The sequence below is a fragment of the Pseudomonas antarctica genome (assembly GCF_001647715.1).
GTDB classification, from domain to species: Bacteria; Pseudomonadota; Gammaproteobacteria; order Pseudomonadales; family Pseudomonadaceae; genus Aquipseudomonas; species Aquipseudomonas antarctica_A.
Genome location: NZ_CP015600.1, coordinates 2157734 through 2176562, shown reverse-complemented (window position 1 = coordinate 2176562; position 18829 = coordinate 2157734). Strand labels below are relative to the sequence as shown.

17 protein-coding genes and 4 tRNA genes are annotated in these 18829 nt (G+C 60.0%); 7 read left to right on the top strand and 14 right to left on the bottom strand.

Annotation, left to right across the window (positions count from 1 at the left end):
• Positions 1–74: 74 nt before the first annotated feature.
• From A7J50_RS10100 to A7J50_RS10085, 4 genes are all read right to left on the bottom strand, one after another.
• A tRNA-Asp gene (locus A7J50_RS10100) sits at positions 75–151 on the bottom strand.
• A gap of 19 nt (positions 152–170) precedes the next feature.
• Positions 171–246, bottom strand: a tRNA-Val gene (locus tag A7J50_RS10095).
• Positions 247–421: 175 nt separating this feature from the next.
• Positions 422–498, bottom strand: a tRNA-Asp gene (locus tag A7J50_RS10090).
• A 19-nt stretch (positions 499–517) separates the two neighbouring features.
• Positions 518–593: transfer RNA gene (locus A7J50_RS10085), tRNA-Val, on the bottom strand.
• A 159-nt stretch (positions 594–752) separates the two neighbouring features.
• On the opposite strand from A7J50_RS10085, the gene rdgC reads away from it, so the two are divergent.
• The 3 genes from rdgC (at position 753) to sugE (ending at position 3231) form a co-directional block, all read left to right on the top strand.
• Entirely contained in the window at positions 753–1673 is a 921-nt protein-coding gene (gene rdgC / locus A7J50_RS10080; protein ID WP_003190130.1) for a recombination-associated protein RdgC, read from the top strand.
• Positions 1674–1844: 171 nt separating this feature from the next.
• A complete protein-coding gene (locus A7J50_RS10075; protein WP_064451660.1) occupies positions 1845–2810 on the top strand; it encodes a bile acid:sodium symporter family protein in 966 nt (321 codons plus the stop codon).
• Positions 2811–2916: 106 nt separating this feature from the next.
• Complete coding sequence (gene sugE, locus A7J50_RS10070; RefSeq protein ID WP_017136389.1) at positions 2917–3231, top strand: quaternary ammonium compound efflux SMR transporter SugE; 315 nt, start codon at positions 2917–2919, stop codon at positions 3229–3231.
• 117 nt (positions 3232–3348) lie between these two features.
• Here the strand turns inward: sugE and A7J50_RS10065 are convergent, their stop codons facing one another.
• From A7J50_RS10065 to A7J50_RS10055, 3 genes are all read right to left on the bottom strand, one after another.
• Positions 3349–5223: an MFS transporter gene (locus A7J50_RS10065; protein ID WP_064451659.1), complete on the bottom strand. Its 1875-nt coding sequence runs from the start codon at positions 5221–5223 to the stop codon at positions 3349–3351.
• A gap of 63 nt (positions 5224–5286) precedes the next feature.
• Positions 5287–6435, bottom strand: coding sequence for a TDT family transporter (locus A7J50_RS10060; protein WP_064451658.1), 1149 nt, complete (start codon positions 6433–6435; stop codon positions 5287–5289).
• Positions 6436–6549: 114 nt separating this feature from the next.
• Complete coding sequence (locus tag A7J50_RS10055) at positions 6550–7737, bottom strand: MFS transporter (protein ID WP_064451657.1); 1188 nt, start codon at positions 7735–7737, stop codon at positions 6550–6552.
• Positions 7738–7828: 91 nt separating this feature from the next.
• On the opposite strand from A7J50_RS10055, the gene A7J50_RS10050 reads away from it, so the two are divergent.
• A complete protein-coding gene (locus tag A7J50_RS10050) occupies positions 7829–8374 on the top strand; it encodes a TetR/AcrR family transcriptional regulator (RefSeq protein WP_064451656.1) in 546 nt (181 codons plus the stop codon).
• 135 nt (positions 8375–8509) lie between these two features.
• On the opposite strand, the gene A7J50_RS10045 is transcribed toward A7J50_RS10050, so the two are convergent.
• The 4 genes from A7J50_RS10045 to A7J50_RS10030 all read right to left on the bottom strand — a co-directional run bounded on the left by A7J50_RS10045 (position 8510) and on the right by A7J50_RS10030 (position 11686).
• On the bottom strand, positions 8510–9289 hold the full coding sequence (locus tag A7J50_RS10045; protein WP_064451655.1) for an ABC transporter permease: 780 nt from the start codon (positions 9287–9289) through the stop codon (positions 8510–8512).
• Complete coding sequence (locus tag A7J50_RS10040) at positions 9286–10218, bottom strand: ABC transporter ATP-binding protein (protein WP_064451654.1); 933 nt, start codon at positions 10216–10218, stop codon at positions 9286–9288. Before A7J50_RS10040 ends, A7J50_RS10045 begins: the two co-directional genes overlap by 4 nt.
• 134 nt (positions 10219–10352) lie before the next feature.
• Positions 10353–10970 carry a glutathione S-transferase family protein gene (locus A7J50_RS10035; RefSeq protein WP_064451653.1) on the bottom strand — a complete coding sequence of 206 codons (618 nt, stop codon included), beginning with the start codon at positions 10968–10970 and terminating at the stop codon, positions 10353–10355.
• Between the two features lie 56 nt (positions 10971–11026).
• Positions 11027–11686, bottom strand: coding sequence for a transglutaminase-like domain-containing protein (locus A7J50_RS10030; protein ID WP_064451652.1), 660 nt, complete (start codon positions 11684–11686; stop codon positions 11027–11029).
• A gap of 190 nt (positions 11687–11876) precedes the next feature.
• Between A7J50_RS10030 and A7J50_RS10025 the strand changes: the two genes are divergently transcribed.
• Positions 11877–14324 (top strand): acyl-CoA dehydrogenase, encoded by a 2448-nt coding sequence (locus tag A7J50_RS10025; protein WP_064451651.1) that lies wholly within the window; start codon positions 11877–11879, stop codon positions 14322–14324.
• Between the two features lie 75 nt (positions 14325–14399).
• Positions 14400–14807, top strand: coding sequence for a PA2817 family protein (locus tag A7J50_RS10020; protein WP_064451650.1), 408 nt, complete (start codon positions 14400–14402; stop codon positions 14805–14807).
• Between the two features lie 127 nt (positions 14808–14934).
• Here A7J50_RS10020 and A7J50_RS10015 read toward each other — a convergent pair whose 3' ends face one another.
• Positions 14935–15867: a LysR family transcriptional regulator gene (locus tag A7J50_RS10015; RefSeq protein WP_064454891.1), complete on the bottom strand. Its 933-nt coding sequence runs from the start codon at positions 15865–15867 to the stop codon at positions 14935–14937.
• Between the two features lie 89 nt (positions 15868–15956).
• Between A7J50_RS10015 and A7J50_RS10010 the strand changes: the two genes are divergently transcribed.
• Positions 15957–16583 (top strand): hypothetical protein, encoded by a 627-nt coding sequence (locus tag A7J50_RS10010; protein WP_064451649.1) that lies wholly within the window; start codon positions 15957–15959, stop codon positions 16581–16583.
• Here A7J50_RS10010 and A7J50_RS10005 read toward each other — a convergent pair.
• The gene (locus A7J50_RS10005; RefSeq protein WP_064451648.1) at positions 16580–18154 is read right to left on the bottom strand and encodes an alkaline phosphatase D family protein; all 1575 of its coding nucleotides are present in this window, start codon (positions 18152–18154) and stop codon (positions 16580–16582) included. The two genes, A7J50_RS10010 and A7J50_RS10005, sit on opposite strands and share 4 nt — an antisense overlap.
• Complete coding sequence (locus tag A7J50_RS10000) at positions 18151–18705, bottom strand: GNAT family N-acetyltransferase (RefSeq protein WP_064451647.1); 555 nt, start codon at positions 18703–18705, stop codon at positions 18151–18153. Before A7J50_RS10000 ends, A7J50_RS10005 begins: the two co-directional genes overlap by 4 nt.
• Positions 18706–18829: the final 124 nt, after the last annotated feature.

The window sequence follows — 18829 nt, the reverse complement described above, 5'->3', positions numbered from 1 at the left end:
AGGCAAAAAAAAGCCCGCTCAATGAGCGGGCTTCTTGTGGTGACCTGGCGTTCAGTGTTCCAGGTTACCGAATATGGCGCAGCGGACGGGACTCGAACCCGCGACCCCCGGCGTGACAGGCCGGTATTCTAACCGACTGAACTACCGCTGCGCGTAACACTTGAAGCGAATGGTGGGTGATGACGGGATCGAACCGCCGACATTCTGCTTGTAAGGCAGACGCTCTCCCAGCTGAGCTAATCACCCTTCGTTTCGGTGTGGGCGCATCATACAACAAAAAAACGTAATGTGTTGATTTAAATGCAATTTATTTAAAAAACTTCATTGCGTGATTGTTTGCCGTATTTCGGACAAAAAAAACCCGCTCAATGAGCGGGCTTTCTGTGGTGACCTGGCGTTCAGTGTTCCAGGTTACCGAATATGGCGCAGCGGACGGGACTCGAACCCGCGACCCCCGGCGTGACAGGCCGGTATTCTAACCGACTGAACTACCGCTGCGCGTAACACTTGAAACGAATGGTGGGTGATGACGGGATCGAACCGCCGACATTCTGCTTGTAAGGCAGACGCTCTCCCAGCTGAGCTAATCACCCTTCGCTTCGGTGTGGCGCGCATTCTACGGAGCGACCCTAAGTCTGGCAAGCACTTTCTTAAATCTTTTTTTTGAGGCCTTCCAATGGCTTAGGCAGGGTTGGCCTCAGCCCTGATCAAGAGAATAATGCCCCCCTTTGTATAAAGGAGAGACTCACCCCATGTGGTTCAAGAACCTGCTTATCTATCGCCTGACCCAAGATCTGCCTGTTGATGCCGAGGCGTTGGAAGCGGCAATGGCCACCAAACTGGCGCGCCCTTGTGCAAGCCAGGAGTTGACCACTTACGGTTTCGTCGCGCCTTTCGGTAAAGGTGAAGACGCTCCCCTGGTTCACGTCAGCGGTGACTTCCTGCTGATCGCCGCGCGCAAGGAAGAACGCATCCTGCCAGGTAGCGTGGTGCGTGACGCACTGAAAGAGAAAGTCGAAGAGATCGAGGCCGAGCAAATGCGCAAGGTCTATAAAAAGGAACGGGACCAGATCAAGGATGAAATCATCCAGGCCTTCCTGCCGCGTGCGTTTATTCGTCGCTCGTCGACCTTCGCCGCCATCGCGCCGAAACAGGGCCTGATCCTGGTCAACTCGGCGAGCCCGAAACGCGCCGAAGACTTGCTGTCGACCCTGCGCGAAGTGATCGGCACCCTGCCGGTACGCCCGCTGACGGTTAAAACCGCACCGACTGCGATCATGACCGACTGGGTCACCACCCAGAAACCGGCCGATGACTTCTTCGTCCTCGACGAATGCGAACTGCGCGACACCCACGAAGATGGCGGCATTGTGCGCTGCAAGCGCCAGGACCTGACCAGCGAAGAAATCCAGTTGCACCTGACCACCGGCAAAGTCGTGACCCAATTGTCCCTGGCCTGGCAGGACAAGTTGTCCTTCATGCTCGACGACAAGATGACCGTCAAGCGCCTGAAGTTCGAAGACCTGCTGCAGGATCAGGCTGAACAAGACGGCGGCGACGAAGCCCTGGGCCAACTGGACGCCAGCTTTACCCTGATGATGCTGACGTTCGGCGAGTTCCTGCCGGCGTTGGTTGAGGCACTGGGCGGCGAAGAGACGCCACAAGGCATCTAAGCCATGTGAAGATCAAAATGTGGGAGCGGGCTTGCTCGCGAATGCGCAGTGTCAGTCACTTAATAGGCTGACTGATTCACCGCATTCGCGAGCAAGCCCGCTCCCACATTTGATTGGGTTTCCAAGCAAACATCAGCACTCCCGAACTTACCTGATAACAAGGACATCCCCATGCGTGCTCTCGCCGCCTTGAGTCGCTTTGTCGGCAATACCTTCGCCTACTGGGTGCTGGTTTTCGCGGTCCTCGCCTTCCTTGAGCCCAGCTGGTTCATTGGCCTCAAAGGCGCCATCGTGCCGCTGTTGGGCCTGGTGATGTTCGGCATGGGGCTGACCTTAAAACTTGAAGATTTCGCCGAGGTCGCCCGCCACCCGTGGCGCGTCGCACTCGGCGTAGTCGCGCACTTTGTGATCATGCCGGGCGTGGCCTGGTTGCTGTGCCAGGCGTTCCACCTGCCGCCGGAAATTGCCGTCGGCGTGATTCTGGTCGGCTGCTGCCCAAGCGGCACGTCGTCCAACGTGATGACTTGGCTGGCGCGGGGCGACCTGGCGCTGTCGGTGGCAATCGCCGCCGTCACCACCCTCCTCGCCCCGCTGCTCACACCGGCGTTGATCTGGCTGCTGGCGTCGGCCTGGCTGCCGGTGTCGTTCATGGAGTTGTTCTGGTCGATCCTGCAAGTGGTGCTGCTGCCGATCGTGCTCGGCGTGGTGGCGCAACGTGTGCTCGGCGAGCGGGTCCGCCATGCCGTGGAGGTGTTGCCGCTGGTGTCGGTGGTCAGCATCGTGATCATTGTCGCGGCGGTGGTTGCGGCGAGCCAGGCGAAGATCGCCGAGTCCGGCCTGCTGATCATGGCCGTGGTGATGTTGCACAACAGCTTTGGCTACCTGCTGGGCTACTTCACCGGTCGGTTGTTCAAGCTGCCATTGGCACAGCGCAAATCGCTGGCGCTGGAAGTGGGCATGCAGAACTCCGGGCTGGGCGCCGCACTGGCCAGCGCGCACTTTTCGCCGCTGGCGGCGGTGCCGAGTGCGCTGTTCAGCGTCTGGCACAATATTTCCGGGGCTTTGCTGTCGACTTACTTCCGCAGAATGAGCGAAAAGGAAGACCGTCGCGCTTTGCAGAACACGCCAAAAACTTGATCGCCTGATCAATATTCGGCACTCTACCGAGCTTCGCGGGGACGACCTCGCGACGCTTTCAAGCGCTAATTCCGGGGACGACCCCAGCTATAGTTTGGAGGTCATCATGTCCTGGATCATTCTGTTTTTTGCCGGGCTGTTTGAAGTCGGCTGGGCGGTCGGCCTGAAGTACACCGACGGTTTCAGCAAACCGCTGCCAACGGCCCTGACCATTGCCGCCATGGCTATCAGCCTCGGCCTGCTGGGGCTGGCCATGAAGGAACTGCCGCTGGGCACCGCCTATGCCATCTGGACGGGTGTGGGCGCGGTGGGCACGGTAATCGCCGGGATTATCCTGTTTGGGGAATCCATGGCGTTGTTTCGGTTGGCGAGTGTGGCGTTGATCATTTGCGGGTTGGTAGGCCTCAAGATCAGCGCCTGAGCCACTATCGCTTTCGCGAGCAAGCGCGCTCCCACACTCAACCGCGTTCGCATGAACAACTCGGTCAACTGTGGGAGCGGGCTTGCTCGCGAAGGGGCCCTGACAGGCAACAAAAAACTACCTGACACTCCCCCGCAACACCCCTACTCGCTCCTGCAACTGCGCAGGCGTCGCCGCCTCCACCGCAACAGGCTCGCCCGCCACCAACGTGACATGCGACCAGATCCGATGAAAGAACCCCTTGTTCGGATCGCGACTGAAGAAACTCCCCCACAGCCCCTGCAACGCCATCGGAATCACCGGCACCGGTGTCTCTTCGAGAATGCGCGTCACGCCGCCACGGAAGTCATTCATCTCACCGTCGGCCGTCAATTTGCCTTCCGGAAAGATGCACACCAGCTCCCCTTCTTTCAGGTACTGGGCAATCCGCGTGAAAGCCTTTTCGTAGATCTGGATATCTTCGTTACGCCCGGCAATCGGAATCGCCCCGGCCGTACGGAAGATAAAGTTCAGCACCGGCAAACGGTAGATTTTGTAGTACATCACAAAGCGAATCGGCCGACGCACTGCGCCACCGATCAACAGCGCATCGACGAACGACACGTGGTTGCACACCAGCAAGGCTGCGCCTTCATCCGGAATCAGTTGCAGATTGCGATGCTCCACCCGGTACATGGAATGGCTGAGCAGCCAGATCATGAAACGCATGGTGAACTCGGGGACGATCCTGAAGATGTAGGTGTTGACCGCAATGTTGAGCAGCGACACCACCAGGAACAGCTCCGGGATCGACAGCTTGGCCACACTCAGCAACAGGATCGACACGATCGCCGAGACCACCATGAACAGTGCGTTGAGAATATTGTTGGCTGCGATCACCCGCGCGCGCTCGTTCTCGGCGGTGCGCGACTGAATCAGCGCATACAGCGGCACGATATAAAAGCCGCCGAACACACCCAGCCCAAGGATATCGAACAGCACCCACCACGCCTGTCCGTAACCGAGCACCGCCAGCCAATCGTTCGCCTGGACGTTCTGCGGGAAGCCGCCGGAGTGCCACCACAGCAGCAGGCCAAACACGGTCAGACCAAATGAACCGAACGGCACCAGGCCGATTTCCACCTTGCGACCTGAGAGCTTTTCGCAAAGCATCGAGCCCAGCGCGATACCCACCGAGAACACCGTGAGGATCAGCGTCACCACGGTTTCGTCGCCGTACAACCATTCCTTGGCGTAAGCCGGGATCTGCGTCAGGTAGATCGCGCCGACAAACCAGAACCACGAGTTGCCGACAATCGAGCGCGACACTGCCGGCGTCTGCCCCAGGCCCAAACGCAGGGTGGCCCAGGATTCGCTGAAAATATTCCAGTTCAGCCGCAGCTCTGGCGTAGACGCCGCCGCGCGCGGAATGCTGCGGCTGGCCAGGTAACCCAGCACCGCCACACCGACAATCGCCGTCGCCACAATCGGCGCGTAATGGGTGGACGACATCATGATCCCGGCGCCAATGGTGCCGGCCAGGATCGCCAGGAACGTGCCCATTTCCACCAGGCCGTTACCGCCCACCAGCTCATCGTCGTGCAGGGCCTGGGGCATGATCGAGTACTTGACCGGGCCGAACAGCGCCGAGTGCGTGCCCATGGCAAACAGCGCCAGCAGCATCAGTTCCAGGTGATTGAACAGGAAGCCCGTGGCGCCTACGGCCATGATCACGATCTCACCGATCTTGATCGCACGGATCAATGCGTCCTTGTTGAATTTCTCGCCAAATTGCCCGGCCAGCGCCGAGAACAGGAAAAACGGCAGGATAAACAGCAGGGCGCACAGGTTGACCCAGATGGAGCGGTCACCGTCGAGGGTGAGTTTGTAGAGAATCGCCAGGATCAGCGATTGCTTGAAGATATTGTCGTTGAAGGCGCCCAGTAACTGGGTAACGAAAAACGGCAGGAAACGCCGTGTTCGCAGCAAGGTGAATTGTGAGGGGTGGCTCATCGTCCGTGTTCCTGCGTGGCCTGAAGGCTTGGATTGTCAGGCCACGACTTTACCTAATCTCGCTTACTTATTCCCTAGCCCCGCAATGCAAGGCGAAACAAAAAGCTCACCTTTATAGGCGCCCTGCACGGTGCGCTTGGCGACGATCAGCCACATCAGCGCCAATGCCACCACCAGCACAGTGCCAAACACACTGAAGAAACCCAGGTGCAATACGCTCGCAAGCTTCAGCGTGGCCAAGGCGTAAACCCCCAATGGGAAGGTAAAACCCCACCAGCCGAGGTTGAACGGAATGCCCGCACGCAGGTACCGCAGGGTAATCAACACGGCGATCAGCATCCACCACAAGCCGAAACCCCACAGGGTGATGCCCGCCACCAGGCCAAGGCCGTTGGCCATCTCGCCGACACCGGGCAAGCCGTTGGCCGCGAAGATCGCCGGTGCATCGCCGCCCAGCAGCAGCATGCCGAGGGCGCCGGTGCCGATGGGGCCCAGCGCCAACCAGCTCGACGCAGCCATATTTGCGTGGGGCAGTTTGTGCAGGGCCATGCGCAACATCAGGATGGTCAGGATGCTGAACGCCACCGGCAGGGAAAACGCCCACAACACGTAGCTGGTCACCAGCATCACCAGTTGCGCATGGGCGTCGACCAGGTGCGGCGCCAGCAGGCCACCGCTGGCGGCAGCGACTTCGGCCGCGACCACGGGCAACAGCCACACGGCCGTCATCTGGTCGATGCTGTGTTCCTGGCGGGTGAACATCATGAACGGGATCAGTACACCGCAAGCCAGGGCCATCGCCACATCCAACCACCACATCGCTTCAGCCAACGGTATGACATCGCTGCCCCAGCGTGGCAGGCCGAACAGCAGCAAGCCATTGAGAATCGTCGCCAGGCCCATCGGGATGGTGCCGAAGAACATCGAAACCGTGGAGTGCCCGAAAATCCGCCGCGCCTCGTTGAAGAACATCACCCAACGGGCGGCATACAAGAGGCTGAACAGGACAAACAGGCCAATGGTGAACATCCAAAGCCCTTCGGCAATGGCGTGCAAGCCGGGCACACTGACGGGCAATTGGGCCAAGGCCAACGCCAGCACGCCGGTGCCCATGGTCGCGGCAAACCAGTTGGGGGTGAACTGGCGAATCACTTCCCGAGGACGGGTCAAGTGACTGAAGGGTTTATAGCTGATGCTATTGGAGCAGGTCATGATGGTAATCCTCTTCCTCGCATGAGGTTGAAACCATCATAGAACCTGAACGAATATCTATATAACGGGTAATATCTCTAACTGTTATCTGTTTTACCGATATAGCGATATTTCCTATACCGCAGTTCTGGCTCGCCCCGAATCCTGCAACATCAAACCGACCAGCGCACTGAGGGCCAGCACAATCAGCACGGCGCCGTAGCCATCGGTGGTGGCGATGAGGCCAAACACCCGGCTAAGGTTACCCGCCAACAGCGCCGGCACGCAGAACGCCAGGTAGCTCAATACGTAAAACGCAGACATCAAGCCCGCCCGTTCATGGGGCAGCGCCAACCCCACGATACTGCGCACACTGCCCATGAACCCGCCGCCGAAACCCAAGCCTGCGATGACACTGGCGACAAAAAACAGCCACAGACTGGCACTCTGCACGGCGACCAGCAGCAACGCCACACCCGCCGCCAACAAGACCGCCGACAGCCGCATGATCTTGTCTGCCGCACGCGCGCGCAGGCTGTAAATCATTACCGCGCCACTCAGGGTTACGACTGCCACCAGTCCGCCGCCAATCAGGTGCGAGGTCGAACCGGTCGCAGCCCGCACGAGCGAAGGGGCCAGGGATGAAAAGAACCCGCCCAGCGACCACACCGCCACATTCAGCGGCATCGCCAGCCACAAGGCACGGCGCGCTTGCTCCGGCACATGCAGGGTCGGCGCCAACGACTTCAAGGCACCGGGTATGCGGCTGACGGTTTCGGGCAAGCGTAAAATGCAGACCACCTGAAGAGCCATCAACCCCAGCAGTGTGAAGTAAACCAATTGAGTCGGGCGTGGTGCGAATTCCACGAGCAAGCCGCTGCCCAGGCCGCCACTGGCCATGCCCAGGAGTGGCGCCAGGCTATTGAGCATTGGGCCGCGCAAACGGTCGGTGTCCAGCAGCGTGGCACTCAGCACCGCCGTTGCCGTGCCTGTCGCGAAACCTTGCAACGCGCGGGCGGCAATCAAGTAGGCGGTGCTGTCAGCGTTGATAAACAGCAGCATCGCCAGCATATTCAGGATCAGTGCGACGAAGATCACCGGCTTGCGCCCCAGGTAATCCGACAGCGAACCCACGGTCAATAACGCCGCTAACAGGCTCACCGCGTAAACGCCGAAAATCACCGTCAGCATGGCCGCGGAGAAATGCAGGCTGTCCTGGTAAACCTGATACAGCGGAGTAGGCGCGCTGGACGCAGCGAGGAAGGTCAACATTGTGATGACCAGGAACGCCAGGCTGGAACGTTGAGACATGACGCTAGACATAAGCACACTCCGCTAAAGCTAATATTTTGCTTTTGCGGAGTGTGCTACTGGCAAGCGCTTAAAGCAAATTCTTTGTGTTAAGGTTTTACGCATGGCGATAAAAGAAGGCCTCCGCCCGGGAGGCCGTAGTGCCCGGGTACAAGAATCAGTGCATAACGCCGCGCGCGAACTGCTGGAGGCCCATGAGCGTTCCAGCGTTACCGTGCCGATGATTGCTGCGCGCGCGGGCGTGACGCCCTCGACGATCTACCGGCGCTGGGGCGACCTTTCCGTGCTGCTGGCTGATGTGGCCCTGGCCCGTATGCGCCCGGACAGCGAGCCGGCCAACACCGGCACCCTTCGCGGTGACCTGCACGCCTGGGCCGAGCAATACCTGGATGAAATGAGCTCAGAACCGGGTCGCAACATGATGCGTGACGTGCAGTGCAGCGTGACCCCGGGGTACTGCGTCAGCATCCTGAGCGGGCAGCTGCAGACGATTGTCGATCGCTACCAAGGCGCCACACCACCGCCGCCGAGCGTGGACCATCTGATCAACCTGCTGGCGGCGCCGACGGTGTTTCGCATTCTGTTCTCAACCGCACCGTTGACGGTACAAGAGCTGCACGCGCTGATTGAGTTGGCACTGAACGCCTGAAGATCCTGCACAAAACCCAATGTGGGAGGGGGCTTGCTCCCGATGAGGATGGACCAGTCACTGAATAGGTTGACTGACCCACTGCCATCGGGAGCAAGCCCCCTCCCACATTTTTTATCCGTGTGTGATCGCAGCTTACGTACGCATCCCGCGCCCGCTCACCAGCAACCGCGCACAACTGACATACAGCACCACGGTGGCCACCAGCATGAAGGTGATCGCCACGCTGATCTTGATATCCGATACGCCCAGGATGCCGTAGCGGAAGGCGTTGACCATGTGCAACACCGGGTTGGCCAGCGACACGGTCTGCCAGAACGGCGGCAGCAAGGTGATGGAGTAGAACACCCCGCCCAGATAGGTCAGCGGCGTCAGCACGAACGTCGGGATAATCGAAATATCATCGAAATTGCGCGCAAATACGGCGTTGATAAACCCCAGCAGCGAGAAGATCGTCGCCGTCAGTACGACCACCAGCAGGGTGACCCCAAGGTGATGCACCTGCAGGTGGGTGAAGAACAATGACAGCAAGGTCACGATCACGCCGACCATCAAGCCACGCAGCACGCCACCCAGGGTGTAGCCGATCAGAATGGTGTGGGGCGACACCGGCGACACCATCAGTTCTTCGATGGAGCGCTGGAACTTGCTGCCGAAGAAACTGGAGACCACATTGCCGTAGGAGTTGGTGATCACCGACATCATGATCAGGCCCGGCACGATGTACTCCATGTACGTGAAGCCACCCATGTCGCCGATCTGGCGGCCGATCAGGTTACCGAAGATCACGAAGTACAGGACCATGGTGATCGCCGGCGGCAGCAGCGTCTGCGGCCAGATCCGGGTAAAGCGCTTCACCTCGCGGTAAACGATGGTCTGCAGCGCGACAATATTGGGTTGCAGTTCGGAACTCATACCGCCACCTTCGCCAGATTTTTCTCCACCAGGGACACGAACAACTCCTCAAGGCGATTGGTTTTATTACGCAGGCTCAGCACTTCAATGTTCTGGGCCGCCAACTGGGTGAACAGCGCAGTGATGCCCATGGCCTTGTCCACCTGGACTTCCAGGGTGTGGTCGTCCACCAGGCGGCTCGGGTAGCCGAGCAGTTGCGGCGCCACCGACAGGTTGTTTTTCAGGTCAAGCAGGAAGGTTTCCACATGCAACTGGCCCAGCAGGTTACGCATGCTGGTGTTCTCGACGATGGTGCCGTGGTCGATGATGCCGATGTTGCGGCACAGTTGCTCAGCCTCTTCCAGATAATGGGTGGTGAGGATGATGGTGATGCCCTTCTCGTTCAGCTCGGTGAGGAAGGCCCACATCGATCGACGCAGTTCAATGTCCACGCCCGCGGTCGGCTCATCGAGGATCAGCAGGCGCGGCTCATGCACCAGCGCGCGGGCGATCATCAGGCGGCGCTTCATGCCGCCGGACAACGAGCGCGAAGGCACGTCACGCTTGTCCCACAGGCCCAGCTGAGTGAGGTACTGCTCGGCGCGTTCCTTGGCGATTTTAGCCGGGATGCCGTAGTAGCCCGCCTGAGTTACAACGATGTCGAAGGTCTTTTCGAACTGGTTGAAGTTGAACTCCTGGGGCACCACGCCGATGGAACGTTTGAGCGCCGCCGGGGATTTGTCCAGGTCATGCCCAAAGATATTCACCGTGCCGCTGGTCTTGTTGACCAGGGTCGAGAGGATACCAATGGTGGTGGATTTGCCGGCACCGTTGGGGCCGAGCAAGGCGAAAAAGTCACCTTCGGCAACGTCCAGATCGATACCACTCAGGGCCTGGAAACCGTTGCCGTAGGTTTTGGTTAGCTGCCGGATGGACAGAGCGGAACTCATATCGGAATACGCACCAAAGAAGGGAATAGAAAGAATAGATGAGGGCGCGGCCCAGGTAGTTCAACGGCGGCGCATGACAGGCATGGTGCTTGCCTGCGCCGCACAAGTACAGTCACCCGTATTAATAGTAGGTATTAAGTCAACGCAGTCATCACGGCTTTGCGGTAGGCCGGGCGTTCCTTAAGGCGCTGGTACCAGGCCTCTAGATGGGGCATTGCAGGCCGTTCGATAGGCATTTCAAACCAGGCGTAGATAAAGCTGCCCAAGGGGATGTCGCCCATGCCGATCGCAGTGCCAGACAGGTAAGGTTGCGTCGCCAGCGTTTTGTCCACGGTGCTCAAGGCATCGATACAGGCCTGGCGCCCGGCATTGATGCTGTCCCAGTTCTGCTTGTCTGCGGGAGTGCGCAGGATGCCCCAGAACACGGCCTTGAATGGCTCAGCGAGGGTCGAAGTGGTCCAGTCCATCCATTTTTCGGCATTGGCCCGCGCTTTCAGGTCGCTCGGGTACCAGCTCGACGCCTGCTTGGCGCAGAGGTAACGCACGATGGTGTTGGACTCCCACAGCACAAAGTCGCCATCTTCGATCATCGGCACCCGGCCATTGGGGTTCAGCGCTCGGTATTGCGGCGTGTCGACCACACCAAAAGCCCCGCCCGCATCAATCGCTTCATAGTCCAGGCCGAGTTCCTCGGCGCACCAGAGTGCTTTCCTGACGTTTGATGAATTTTTACGACCCCAGATTTTCAGCATGACCGCGCCTTATCGTGAATGAACATGGCTTGATGAACGCAGCAGCATACGCCGCTTCACGCGCGGCTTAAATCGGAGTGCATGTCAGCCAACACGATCGGCATATCCTCGGCAAACAGGTGCGGGTAACACTGCTGAATATGAGCGAAGAAAAACGCCTCGGGCACGTCGGAAAACTGCCCGTGGTCCAGCACATATTCCATCGAGCGCTGCCCCTGGCGATTGAACGCGTGAAACACACTGTCGTTAATGCCATCGAATTCCAGCGGTGGCACATCGAACACGTCGCACAGTTGCTGATTAAACGCCGGCGTAGCCTTGACCCAACGGCCGCGCAGGTAAAACTCTGTATAGCCGTGCATGGCGAACACATCACTTTTGAGCAACGCGATCAGGCGTGGCGTCGACAGGTGATTGCGCACGTCCGCCAGACCGATGCGCGCCGGTATACCGCAGTGACGGGCACAGGCGGCAAGCAAGGTGGCCTTGGGCACACAGTAACTTTCACCGGCCGCCAAGGCGAAGCTGGCGCGCAAGGTGCCTGGGTCGCGGCTGAAGGTGTAAGGGTTGTAGCGAATCGCCTCACGTACGGCGTAATAAAGACTGACTGCCTGGTCACGTAAATCCGCACTGGGACCACGGTGTTTTTCGGCGAACTCCACCACCGCAGGGTGGTCACTATCGATGAAGCGGCTGGGATTCAGGTACGTATCCATGAGCTTTATCTCCGAAGGAAGCCTGGAGTGTAACGACAGGTCTGCCGTGGAGATAACGACGATTCGGCCAAATGTCGGGGCCTGGTGATGGTGCTCCCAGTACAACTCGTTACACCCTGATCACCGCGCTTTTTCGGATGCCGACTAAGCTCCATGGTGGTTTCGCCCCTGGTTTCACGGAGGATTGAATATGCTGTTGTTGTGGATACTGGTTCTGGTGGTCGGCATTGCCTACCTGGCACACCGCCGCACCGCGCCCCTGCCCGCCCTGGGCGTGGTCGCCGTTTACCTGTTGGCGATGGGCGCCTGGAGCCACGCACCGGGTTGGCTGCTGCTGATCTTCTGGGTGTTGACCGCCGTCGTCGCCGTGCCCTTGCTGCTGCCCGACCTGCGCCGCCAATACTTCACCAAGCCGCTGTTCAGCTGGTTTCAGAAAGTCCTGCCGCCGATGTCCGAGACCGAGCGCGACGCGATTGATGCCGGCACCGTGTGGTGGGACGGCGAACTGTTCAGTGGTCGCCCTGACTGGGACAAGTTGCTGGCCTACCCCAAGGCGCAACTGACCGAAGAAGAGCAGGCGTTCATCGACGGCCCCACCGAAGAGCTCTGTGCGATGGTCAGCGACTGGGAGATCGGCCAGGCCATGGACCTGCCGCCCGCCGCCTGGGAACACATCAAGACCCATGGCTTCTTCGCGCTGATCATTCCCAAGGAATACGGCGGCAAGGGTTTCTCTGCCTACGCCCACTCCCAGGTTGCAATGAAACTCGCCACCCGCAGCGGCGACCTGGCATCCACCGTAATGGTGCCCAACTCCCTCGGCCCGGCCGAACTGCTGCTGCATTACGGCACCGATGAGCAGCGCAACCACTACCTGCCCCGCCTGGCCCGTGGCGATGATATCCCGTGCTTTGCGCTGACTGGCCCACTGGCCGGCTCCGACGCCGGCGCCATGCCCGACACCGGCGTGATCTGCAAAGGTGAATGGGAAGGCCAGGAAACCCTCGGCCTGCGCCTGAACTGGGAAAAACGCTACATCACCCTCGGCCCGGTGGCGACGTTGCTCGGCCTGGCCTTCAAGGCCCATGACCCGGATCACCTGCTGGGCGACAAAGAAGACCTGGGCATCAGCCTGGCGCTGATCCCGACCGACACCCCCGGCGTGGAAATCGGCCGTCGTCACCTGCCCCTGGGCGCCGCCTTCATGAACGGCCCCAACTCGGGCAAAGACGTGTTCATCCCCCTGGAATTCCTCATCGGTGGCCAGGAAATGCTCGGCAAGGGCTGGATGATGTTGATGAACTGCCTGTCGGTGGGCCGCTCGATCTCACTGCCCGCTGTCGGCACCGGCGCTGCCAAGTTCACCAGCCTGGTGACGGGGCAATATGCCCAGGTGCGTGAACAGTTCAACGTACCGCTGTCGGCCTTCGAAGGTATTCAGGAAGCCCTTGCGCGCATCGGCGGCAACGCCTGGCTGATGGACAGTGCGCGCATGCTCACCGCCAACGCCGTGGACCTGGGGGAGAAACCCTCGGTGCTGTCGGCGATCCTCAAATACCACCTCACCGAACGCGGCCGCGAGTGCATCAGCCACGCCATGGATGTACACGGCGGCAAGGGCATCATCATGGGCCCGAACAACTACCTGGGGCGCAACTGGCAAGGCGCGCCGATCTTCATCACCGTGGAAGGCGCGAATATCCTCTCGCGCAACCTGATGATCTTTGGTCAGGGCGCGATTCGCTGCCATCCGTTCGTGCTCAAGGAAATGGCCCTGGCCGGTCGTGAAGACCATGACCAAGCGCTGAAGGAGTTCGATGGCCTGCTGATGCAACATATCGGTTTTGCCGTGAGCAATGCCGCCAGCACGCTGGTGCTGAACCTGGGCGTTGGCCACTTTGAGAAAGCCCCGGGCAACCGCTTGAGCCAGGGTTACTTCCGCGCGCTGAACCGTCAGGCCGCAGCATTCGCCCTGCTCGCCGACCTGAGCATGATGTTGCTGGGCGGTGAATTGAAACGTCGCGAACGCCTGTCGGCGCGCCTGGGCGATGTGCTGAGCCATATGTATTTGGCGTCGGCGGCGCTCAAGCGTTATCACGACCTGGATTCGCCGGACCATCTGGAGCCGCTGTTCGCCTGGGCCATGGAAGAAAGCCTCGGCGAGTCGGAGCGTGCGCTGGATGAACTGCTGAGCAACTTCCCGAACAAGGTGCTCGGCTGCCTGCTGCGGGTTATCGTGTTCCCGTTCGGGCGTCGTCATACCGGGCCGTCCGATGCACTGGACGCTGAAGTGGCTGCGGTGATCGGTCGCGCCAAAGGCGACCCGACCCTCGAGGAGTTGCTGGCCGGCTGCTATCGCCCGCAATCGGCGGAAGATCCTGTCGGCGCCCTGCAACATGCCTACGACCTGCTCGGCGCCAGCCATCCGCTGCAGAAAAAACTGCATGCCGCGTTGAAAAGCGGCCAGGTCAAACCGACTGCCGGCGAGCATGCCATCGATGCCGCCCTGCACGCCGGGGTGCTGCAACCGGCCGAAGCGCAAACCCTGCGCGATGCCGAAGCAGCGCGGCGCAAGGTGATCGACGTGGATGATTTCAGCAAGGAAGAGCTGACCCAGGCTGAGGGTAAGGTCCGCTGATACCAGCGGTCATATAAAAACGGGCGCGAGAGGCATATACTCTCGCGCCCGTTTTTGCTTTAGAGGACTTATCTCGTGTCCAACGTCGTTGCCGATCATCTCGTCTTGCTCGACCACTTGCGCAGCATCCTGGTTGCCGTCGGCGAAGCCGAACAGGTGCCCGAGGAAAGCCACACTTTGTTCATGGAGCGTTTCGACGAGTTGCGCGCCCTGCTGCCGATCGATCCGATCGAAAGCCAATACCTGGGCCAGGACCTGATGAGCCAGGTCATCCTGCGCTACCCGCAAATTGCCCACCTGGTGCCGCGCGACCTGCTGTGGTTTTTCGGTGGTGACTGCCTGCACTTCATGCCGGACGACGAACTGGACCTTTACCAGGCCCTGGAAGAACGTCGCTTTGAAGCCGAACAGAACGACGAACCGTTCGACTGGAACCAGGAAAAGCAACTGTTGGCAATGCCGCAAGACCAGAGCACCCACTGATCTCGGCTGACACACTGTTTTTCTGTGGAAGCTGGCTTGCCTGCGATGCAGGCGACTCGGTCGGTCGTTCAAACCGAGGCGATGTCATCGCAGGCAAGCCAGCTCCCACACAAGCCAGCACCCGCCACTACCGTCGGCGCAATGTCGGCTCACGCGCCATACACTCCACCAGATAATCAATAAACACCCGTAGCTTCGGCGGCAGATACCGTGTGGGCGAATGCAGCAACCACGCCTCGCCATGGTAGGACGCAATAAAATCCCACTCCGGTAATACCTGCACCAAACGCCCCTCTTCCAAAGCATGGCGCGCGGTGAAATACGGCAAACTGCCAACCCCCACATGCTGCAACACCGCATCCAGCCGCACCCCGGTGTGGTTCGCCGCATACCGCCCGCGCACGCCCACCGTCACCGCCTTGCCACCCTGGCGGAATTTCCAGCGTGAATCGCCCGGTGTTTCACCGAGGTAGATGCAACTGTGCTCCAGCAAGTCATGGGGATGGCCTGGCGTGCCATGCTCGGCCAGGTACTGCGGCGTCGCACACAACAAGTGTTCAATGGGCAACAACTGGCGGCCGACCAATCCGGGCGGTGGGCTATCGGTGATGCGGATGCTCAGGTCGACATTGTCGTCGATCAGGTCGACATGCCGATCCTCAAGGATCAGCTGTACATCGACCTTGGGATAGCGCCGTAAGAACTCCGGCATATGCGGGTGCACCACAAACCGCCCGACAGCCTTGGGTACGCTGACCCGCACCAGGCCCTCGGCTTCATGGGTGAACTGGCCGCTGACTTCCATCACCGAACGCGCCGCGTTGACCATCTCCTGGCAGCGCTTGAACACCTCTTCACCGCCCTCGCTCAAGCGTAACTTGCGTGTGGTGCGTTGCAGCAAGCGCGTGGCCAGGGCTTGCTCCAGGCGCGAGATACTGCGACTTACCGCCGAGGGTGAAACGCTCAGTTGCCGCGCGGCTTCGGAAAAGCTGCCGGTTTCCACCACTTTGACGAAAATCGCCATTTCACCCAGCAACGGCAAAGGAAGATTGATGCTCATCACGCACAGGTCCATTGATATTTGAATGGATTATCACTCATCAGCGCACTATTTATACTGCCCACAGAACCTTGATGCGGATGTAGATAATGACCGAGCGCCTGTTTTTTACCCACGACCACCTGACGGCCGAGCTTGAAGTGCTGAGTTGTACCCCGCACGAAGGCCAGTTTGCCGTCACGTTGCAATCAACGATTTTTCATCCTCAAGGTGGCGGGCAACCGTTTGACACCGGCTGGCTCGGCGACAGCCAGGTCGTGCGTGTCACCCAGGAAGCCGACCGCGTGCTGCATTTTGTCAGCCAGCCCGTGGAACTCGGCCCGATCACCGCGCGAGTCGATGCGCAACGCCGCTCCCTTTACACGCGCCTGCACTCCGCGGGGCACTTGATTGGCAATGCCGGTGAAAGCCTGGGTTGGATGCCGATCAAGGCTCATCACTGGCCGGGCGAATGCAAAATCACCTTTATCCGCGGGCAAGCGGCGCAGGCCATAGACGCCGAGACGCTCCAGGCTCAAATCAACCAATGGATCGCCGCTGACTACCCGCGCCACATGGTCCTGGAAGACGGCACCCGTGAAGTGGGCTTTGGCGAATTGCCCGCCTACGCCTGTGGCGGTACACATGTGCAGGCCTTGAGCGAGTTGGGCCAGGTGACGATCCTCGGCCTGTCGGAGAAAAAAGGCGCGCTGTCAGTGCGCTATAGCCTGGATTAAAGCGCAATCGCCCCCGGCCGACCCGGCTCCACCACAAACGACTTAAGCGTCGACACGGTGGCCTGTGGGTCACGCGGGTCGGTAATCACGCGAAAGTGGGTGAGCATGCTCGAAGCCTCCAGCTCCACCGACACATAGCCGCGTTGTCGACTGTCGAAGAACTTTACATGCGGGTTGAGCGGCAGGATCTGGCTGAACGCCTCAAAGGGCGGGCCATCGGAGGTCACTGAGCTGCCGACGAATTCGGTGGCCACAATCTGCGAGTCCGGGTTGTTGGCGTCGGCATGCAGGTCGGTGGTCCAGAACGAATGGATATCACCGCCCCAGAACACCGGGTTCTTTACCTGATGACGCTCGATGGACGCCAGCATGCGTGAGCGGTTCGCCATGTAGCCGTCCCAGCCGTCTGTCCAGTGGCCCATCTGGTGGCTGGTCAAATCGCGCTGGATCAGTGGCGCTACCAGCAAGTCCTGAGCGATCACATTCCACTGCGCCTTCGACTGCGCAAACCCCTGGTCAAGCCAGGTTTCCTGCTGCCAGCCGAGCATCGTGCGACGGGGGTCGCGCAGGTCGGCGCAAGTGTTGGCAGCAATGTGCCCCTGATGACTGCCATTGGCCTGGATGCAGGGTTGTTCGGAGCGGTACTGTCGGCCATCCAACACATGGAAACGCGCCAGCCGGCCGTAGTCCAGGCGTCGGTAAACGCGCATGTCCGGACCTTTGGGCAGGCTGCTGGCGCGCAGCGGCATGTGTTCGTAAAAGGCCTGGTACGCCGCAGCCCGTTGCTGGAGAAATTGCGTTACTGGAATCTTCGGGTCCTGGGACCAACGGTTGGCGTAGTCGTTCTGCACCTCGTGATCATCCCAGGTCGCCACGCTCGGCGCTGCGGCGTGCAGGGCCTGCAAGTCCGGGTCGGTTTTGTACAGCGCATAACGGTTGCGGTAGTCGCTCAAGCTCACGGCATTACCGCTGCCATGGGGGCGAATGATCTTGCCTGAGTCCGCAGCAAGGGAACTGTCGTAGATGTAGTCGCCAAGGAAAAACACCAGGTCGGGTTGCTCCGCCGCCAAGTGGCGATAAGCACTGAAGTAACCGCGTTCCCAATGCGAGCAGGAGACAAACCCCAGCCGTGCCGACGCCATGGCCTGCAGCGGCGGCGTCGTGCGCGCCTGGCCCACCGCGCTCTGTGCGCCGAGGCCTTCGAACTGGTACCAATACGGCCTGCCCGCCTCCAGCCCCGCCACCTCGACATGCACCGAATGGGCGAAATGTTCGGTTGCCATGACCTCACCCTGTTTCACGATGCGCTGCATCGCCGCATCGCTGGCCACCCGCCAACGCACCGGCACGGCGCGGCTCAAGCCACCCCGCCCATCCGCTGCGTTAAACCACGGTGCCAGGCGCGTCCAGATCACAAAACCATCCGGCAGCGGGTCACCGGATGCCACGCCAAGGGTAAACGGATAATCAACCCCGGCACTGCGCGCAAAGGGGCTGAGAATCGAAAACGCGGTGGCGATGGCAAGACCACTGAGTACCCGCCGCCGATCATGGTCCACTGCACCAGTCACACTCGGCGCTCCCAGTCACCGCGTACGGTGGCGAAGCCGAGTAAGTCCTCATACACGCCGTTCTTGAGAAACGCTTGGCGCATACAGCCCTCATAACGCAGGCCGATTTTCTCCATGACCCGCGCCGATTCCTTATTGCGGCCAAAACACTGGCTGCCCACCCGCTGCAACCCCAGTTCGGCAAACCCGAAATCCATCACCGCGCTCGCCGCTTCAGCCGCATAACCCTGGTTGCGACAGTGCGCCGCCACCCAGCCACCCAACTGCCCATAGTGATGACGAGGGTTAAGTCGCAGGCTGACGATGCCGATCAACACACCGGTTTCACGTACATGCATACCCAGGCTCAACAACTCACCCGCGCGGTATTTTTCGGCGTTCCCGGCAATAAACCCCTGCGCCGTTTCCAGGGTGTAGGGCGACGGGATATTCGCCGTGTTGTCGGCGATTTTCGGCCCGTTGGCGAGGTGGAACAGTGTCTCGGCCTGGTCCATTTCCAGCGCCCGCAATAGGAGCCGCGGTGTGGATATATGAGGCAATGCAGTGAACATACGAGCGGGCTCTCGAGATAAATTCTTCAAGGATGTACGCCCTTCGTGTCAATTTCATTACGTCATAAAACTGCAAGGTTAAACGCCTGTAAGACGCGTCCTAGAGCCTTTAAAACGTAAATTA

What these genes read in the sequence shown, in the direction of transcription:
- A7J50_RS10040 (WP_064451654.1), bottom strand. Translation starts at nt 10,218, where the DNA reads ATGAGTTCCGCTCTGTCCATCCGGCAGCTAACCAAAACCTACGGCAAC.
- A7J50_RS10035 (WP_064451653.1), bottom strand. Translation starts at nt 10,970, where the DNA reads ATGCTGAAAATCTGGGGTCGTAAAAATTCATCAAACGTCAGGAAAGCA.
- A7J50_RS10030 (WP_064451652.1), bottom strand. Translation starts at nt 11,686, where the DNA reads ATGGATACGTACCTGAATCCCAGCCGCTTCATCGATAGTGACCACCCT.
- A7J50_RS10075 (WP_064451660.1), top strand. Translation starts at nt 1,845, where the DNA reads ATGCGTGCTCTCGCCGCCTTGAGTCGCTTTGTCGGCAATACCTTCGCC.
- A7J50_RS10055 (WP_064451657.1), bottom strand. Translation starts at nt 7,737, where the DNA reads ATGTCTAGCGTCATGTCTCAACGTTCCAGCCTGGCGTTCCTGGTCATC.
- A7J50_RS10010 (WP_064451649.1), top strand. Translation starts at nt 15,957, where the DNA reads ATGACCGAGCGCCTGTTTTTTACCCACGACCACCTGACGGCCGAGCTT.
- sugE (WP_017136389.1), top strand. Translation starts at nt 2,917, where the DNA reads ATGTCCTGGATCATTCTGTTTTTTGCCGGGCTGTTTGAAGTCGGCTGG.
- A7J50_RS10060 (WP_064451658.1), bottom strand. Translation starts at nt 6,435, where the DNA reads ATGACCTGCTCCAATAGCATCAGCTATAAACCCTTCAGTCACTTGACC.
- A7J50_RS10000 (WP_064451647.1), bottom strand. Translation starts at nt 18,705, where the DNA reads ATGTTCACTGCATTGCCTCATATATCCACACCGCGGCTCCTATTGCGG.
- rdgC (WP_003190130.1), top strand. Translation starts at nt 753, where the DNA reads ATGTGGTTCAAGAACCTGCTTATCTATCGCCTGACCCAAGATCTGCCT.
- A7J50_RS10045 (WP_064451655.1), bottom strand. Translation starts at nt 9,289, where the DNA reads ATGAGTTCCGAACTGCAACCCAATATTGTCGCGCTGCAGACCATCGTT.
- A7J50_RS10050 (WP_064451656.1), top strand. Translation starts at nt 7,829, where the DNA reads ATGGCGATAAAAGAAGGCCTCCGCCCGGGAGGCCGTAGTGCCCGGGTA.
- A7J50_RS10065 (WP_064451659.1), bottom strand. Translation starts at nt 5,223, where the DNA reads ATGAGCCACCCCTCACAATTCACCTTGCTGCGAACACGGCGTTTCCTG.
- A7J50_RS10015 (WP_064454891.1), bottom strand. Translation starts at nt 15,867, where the DNA reads ATGAGCATCAATCTTCCTTTGCCGTTGCTGGGTGAAATGGCGATTTTC.
- A7J50_RS10025 (WP_064451651.1), top strand. Translation starts at nt 11,877, where the DNA reads ATGCTGTTGTTGTGGATACTGGTTCTGGTGGTCGGCATTGCCTACCTG.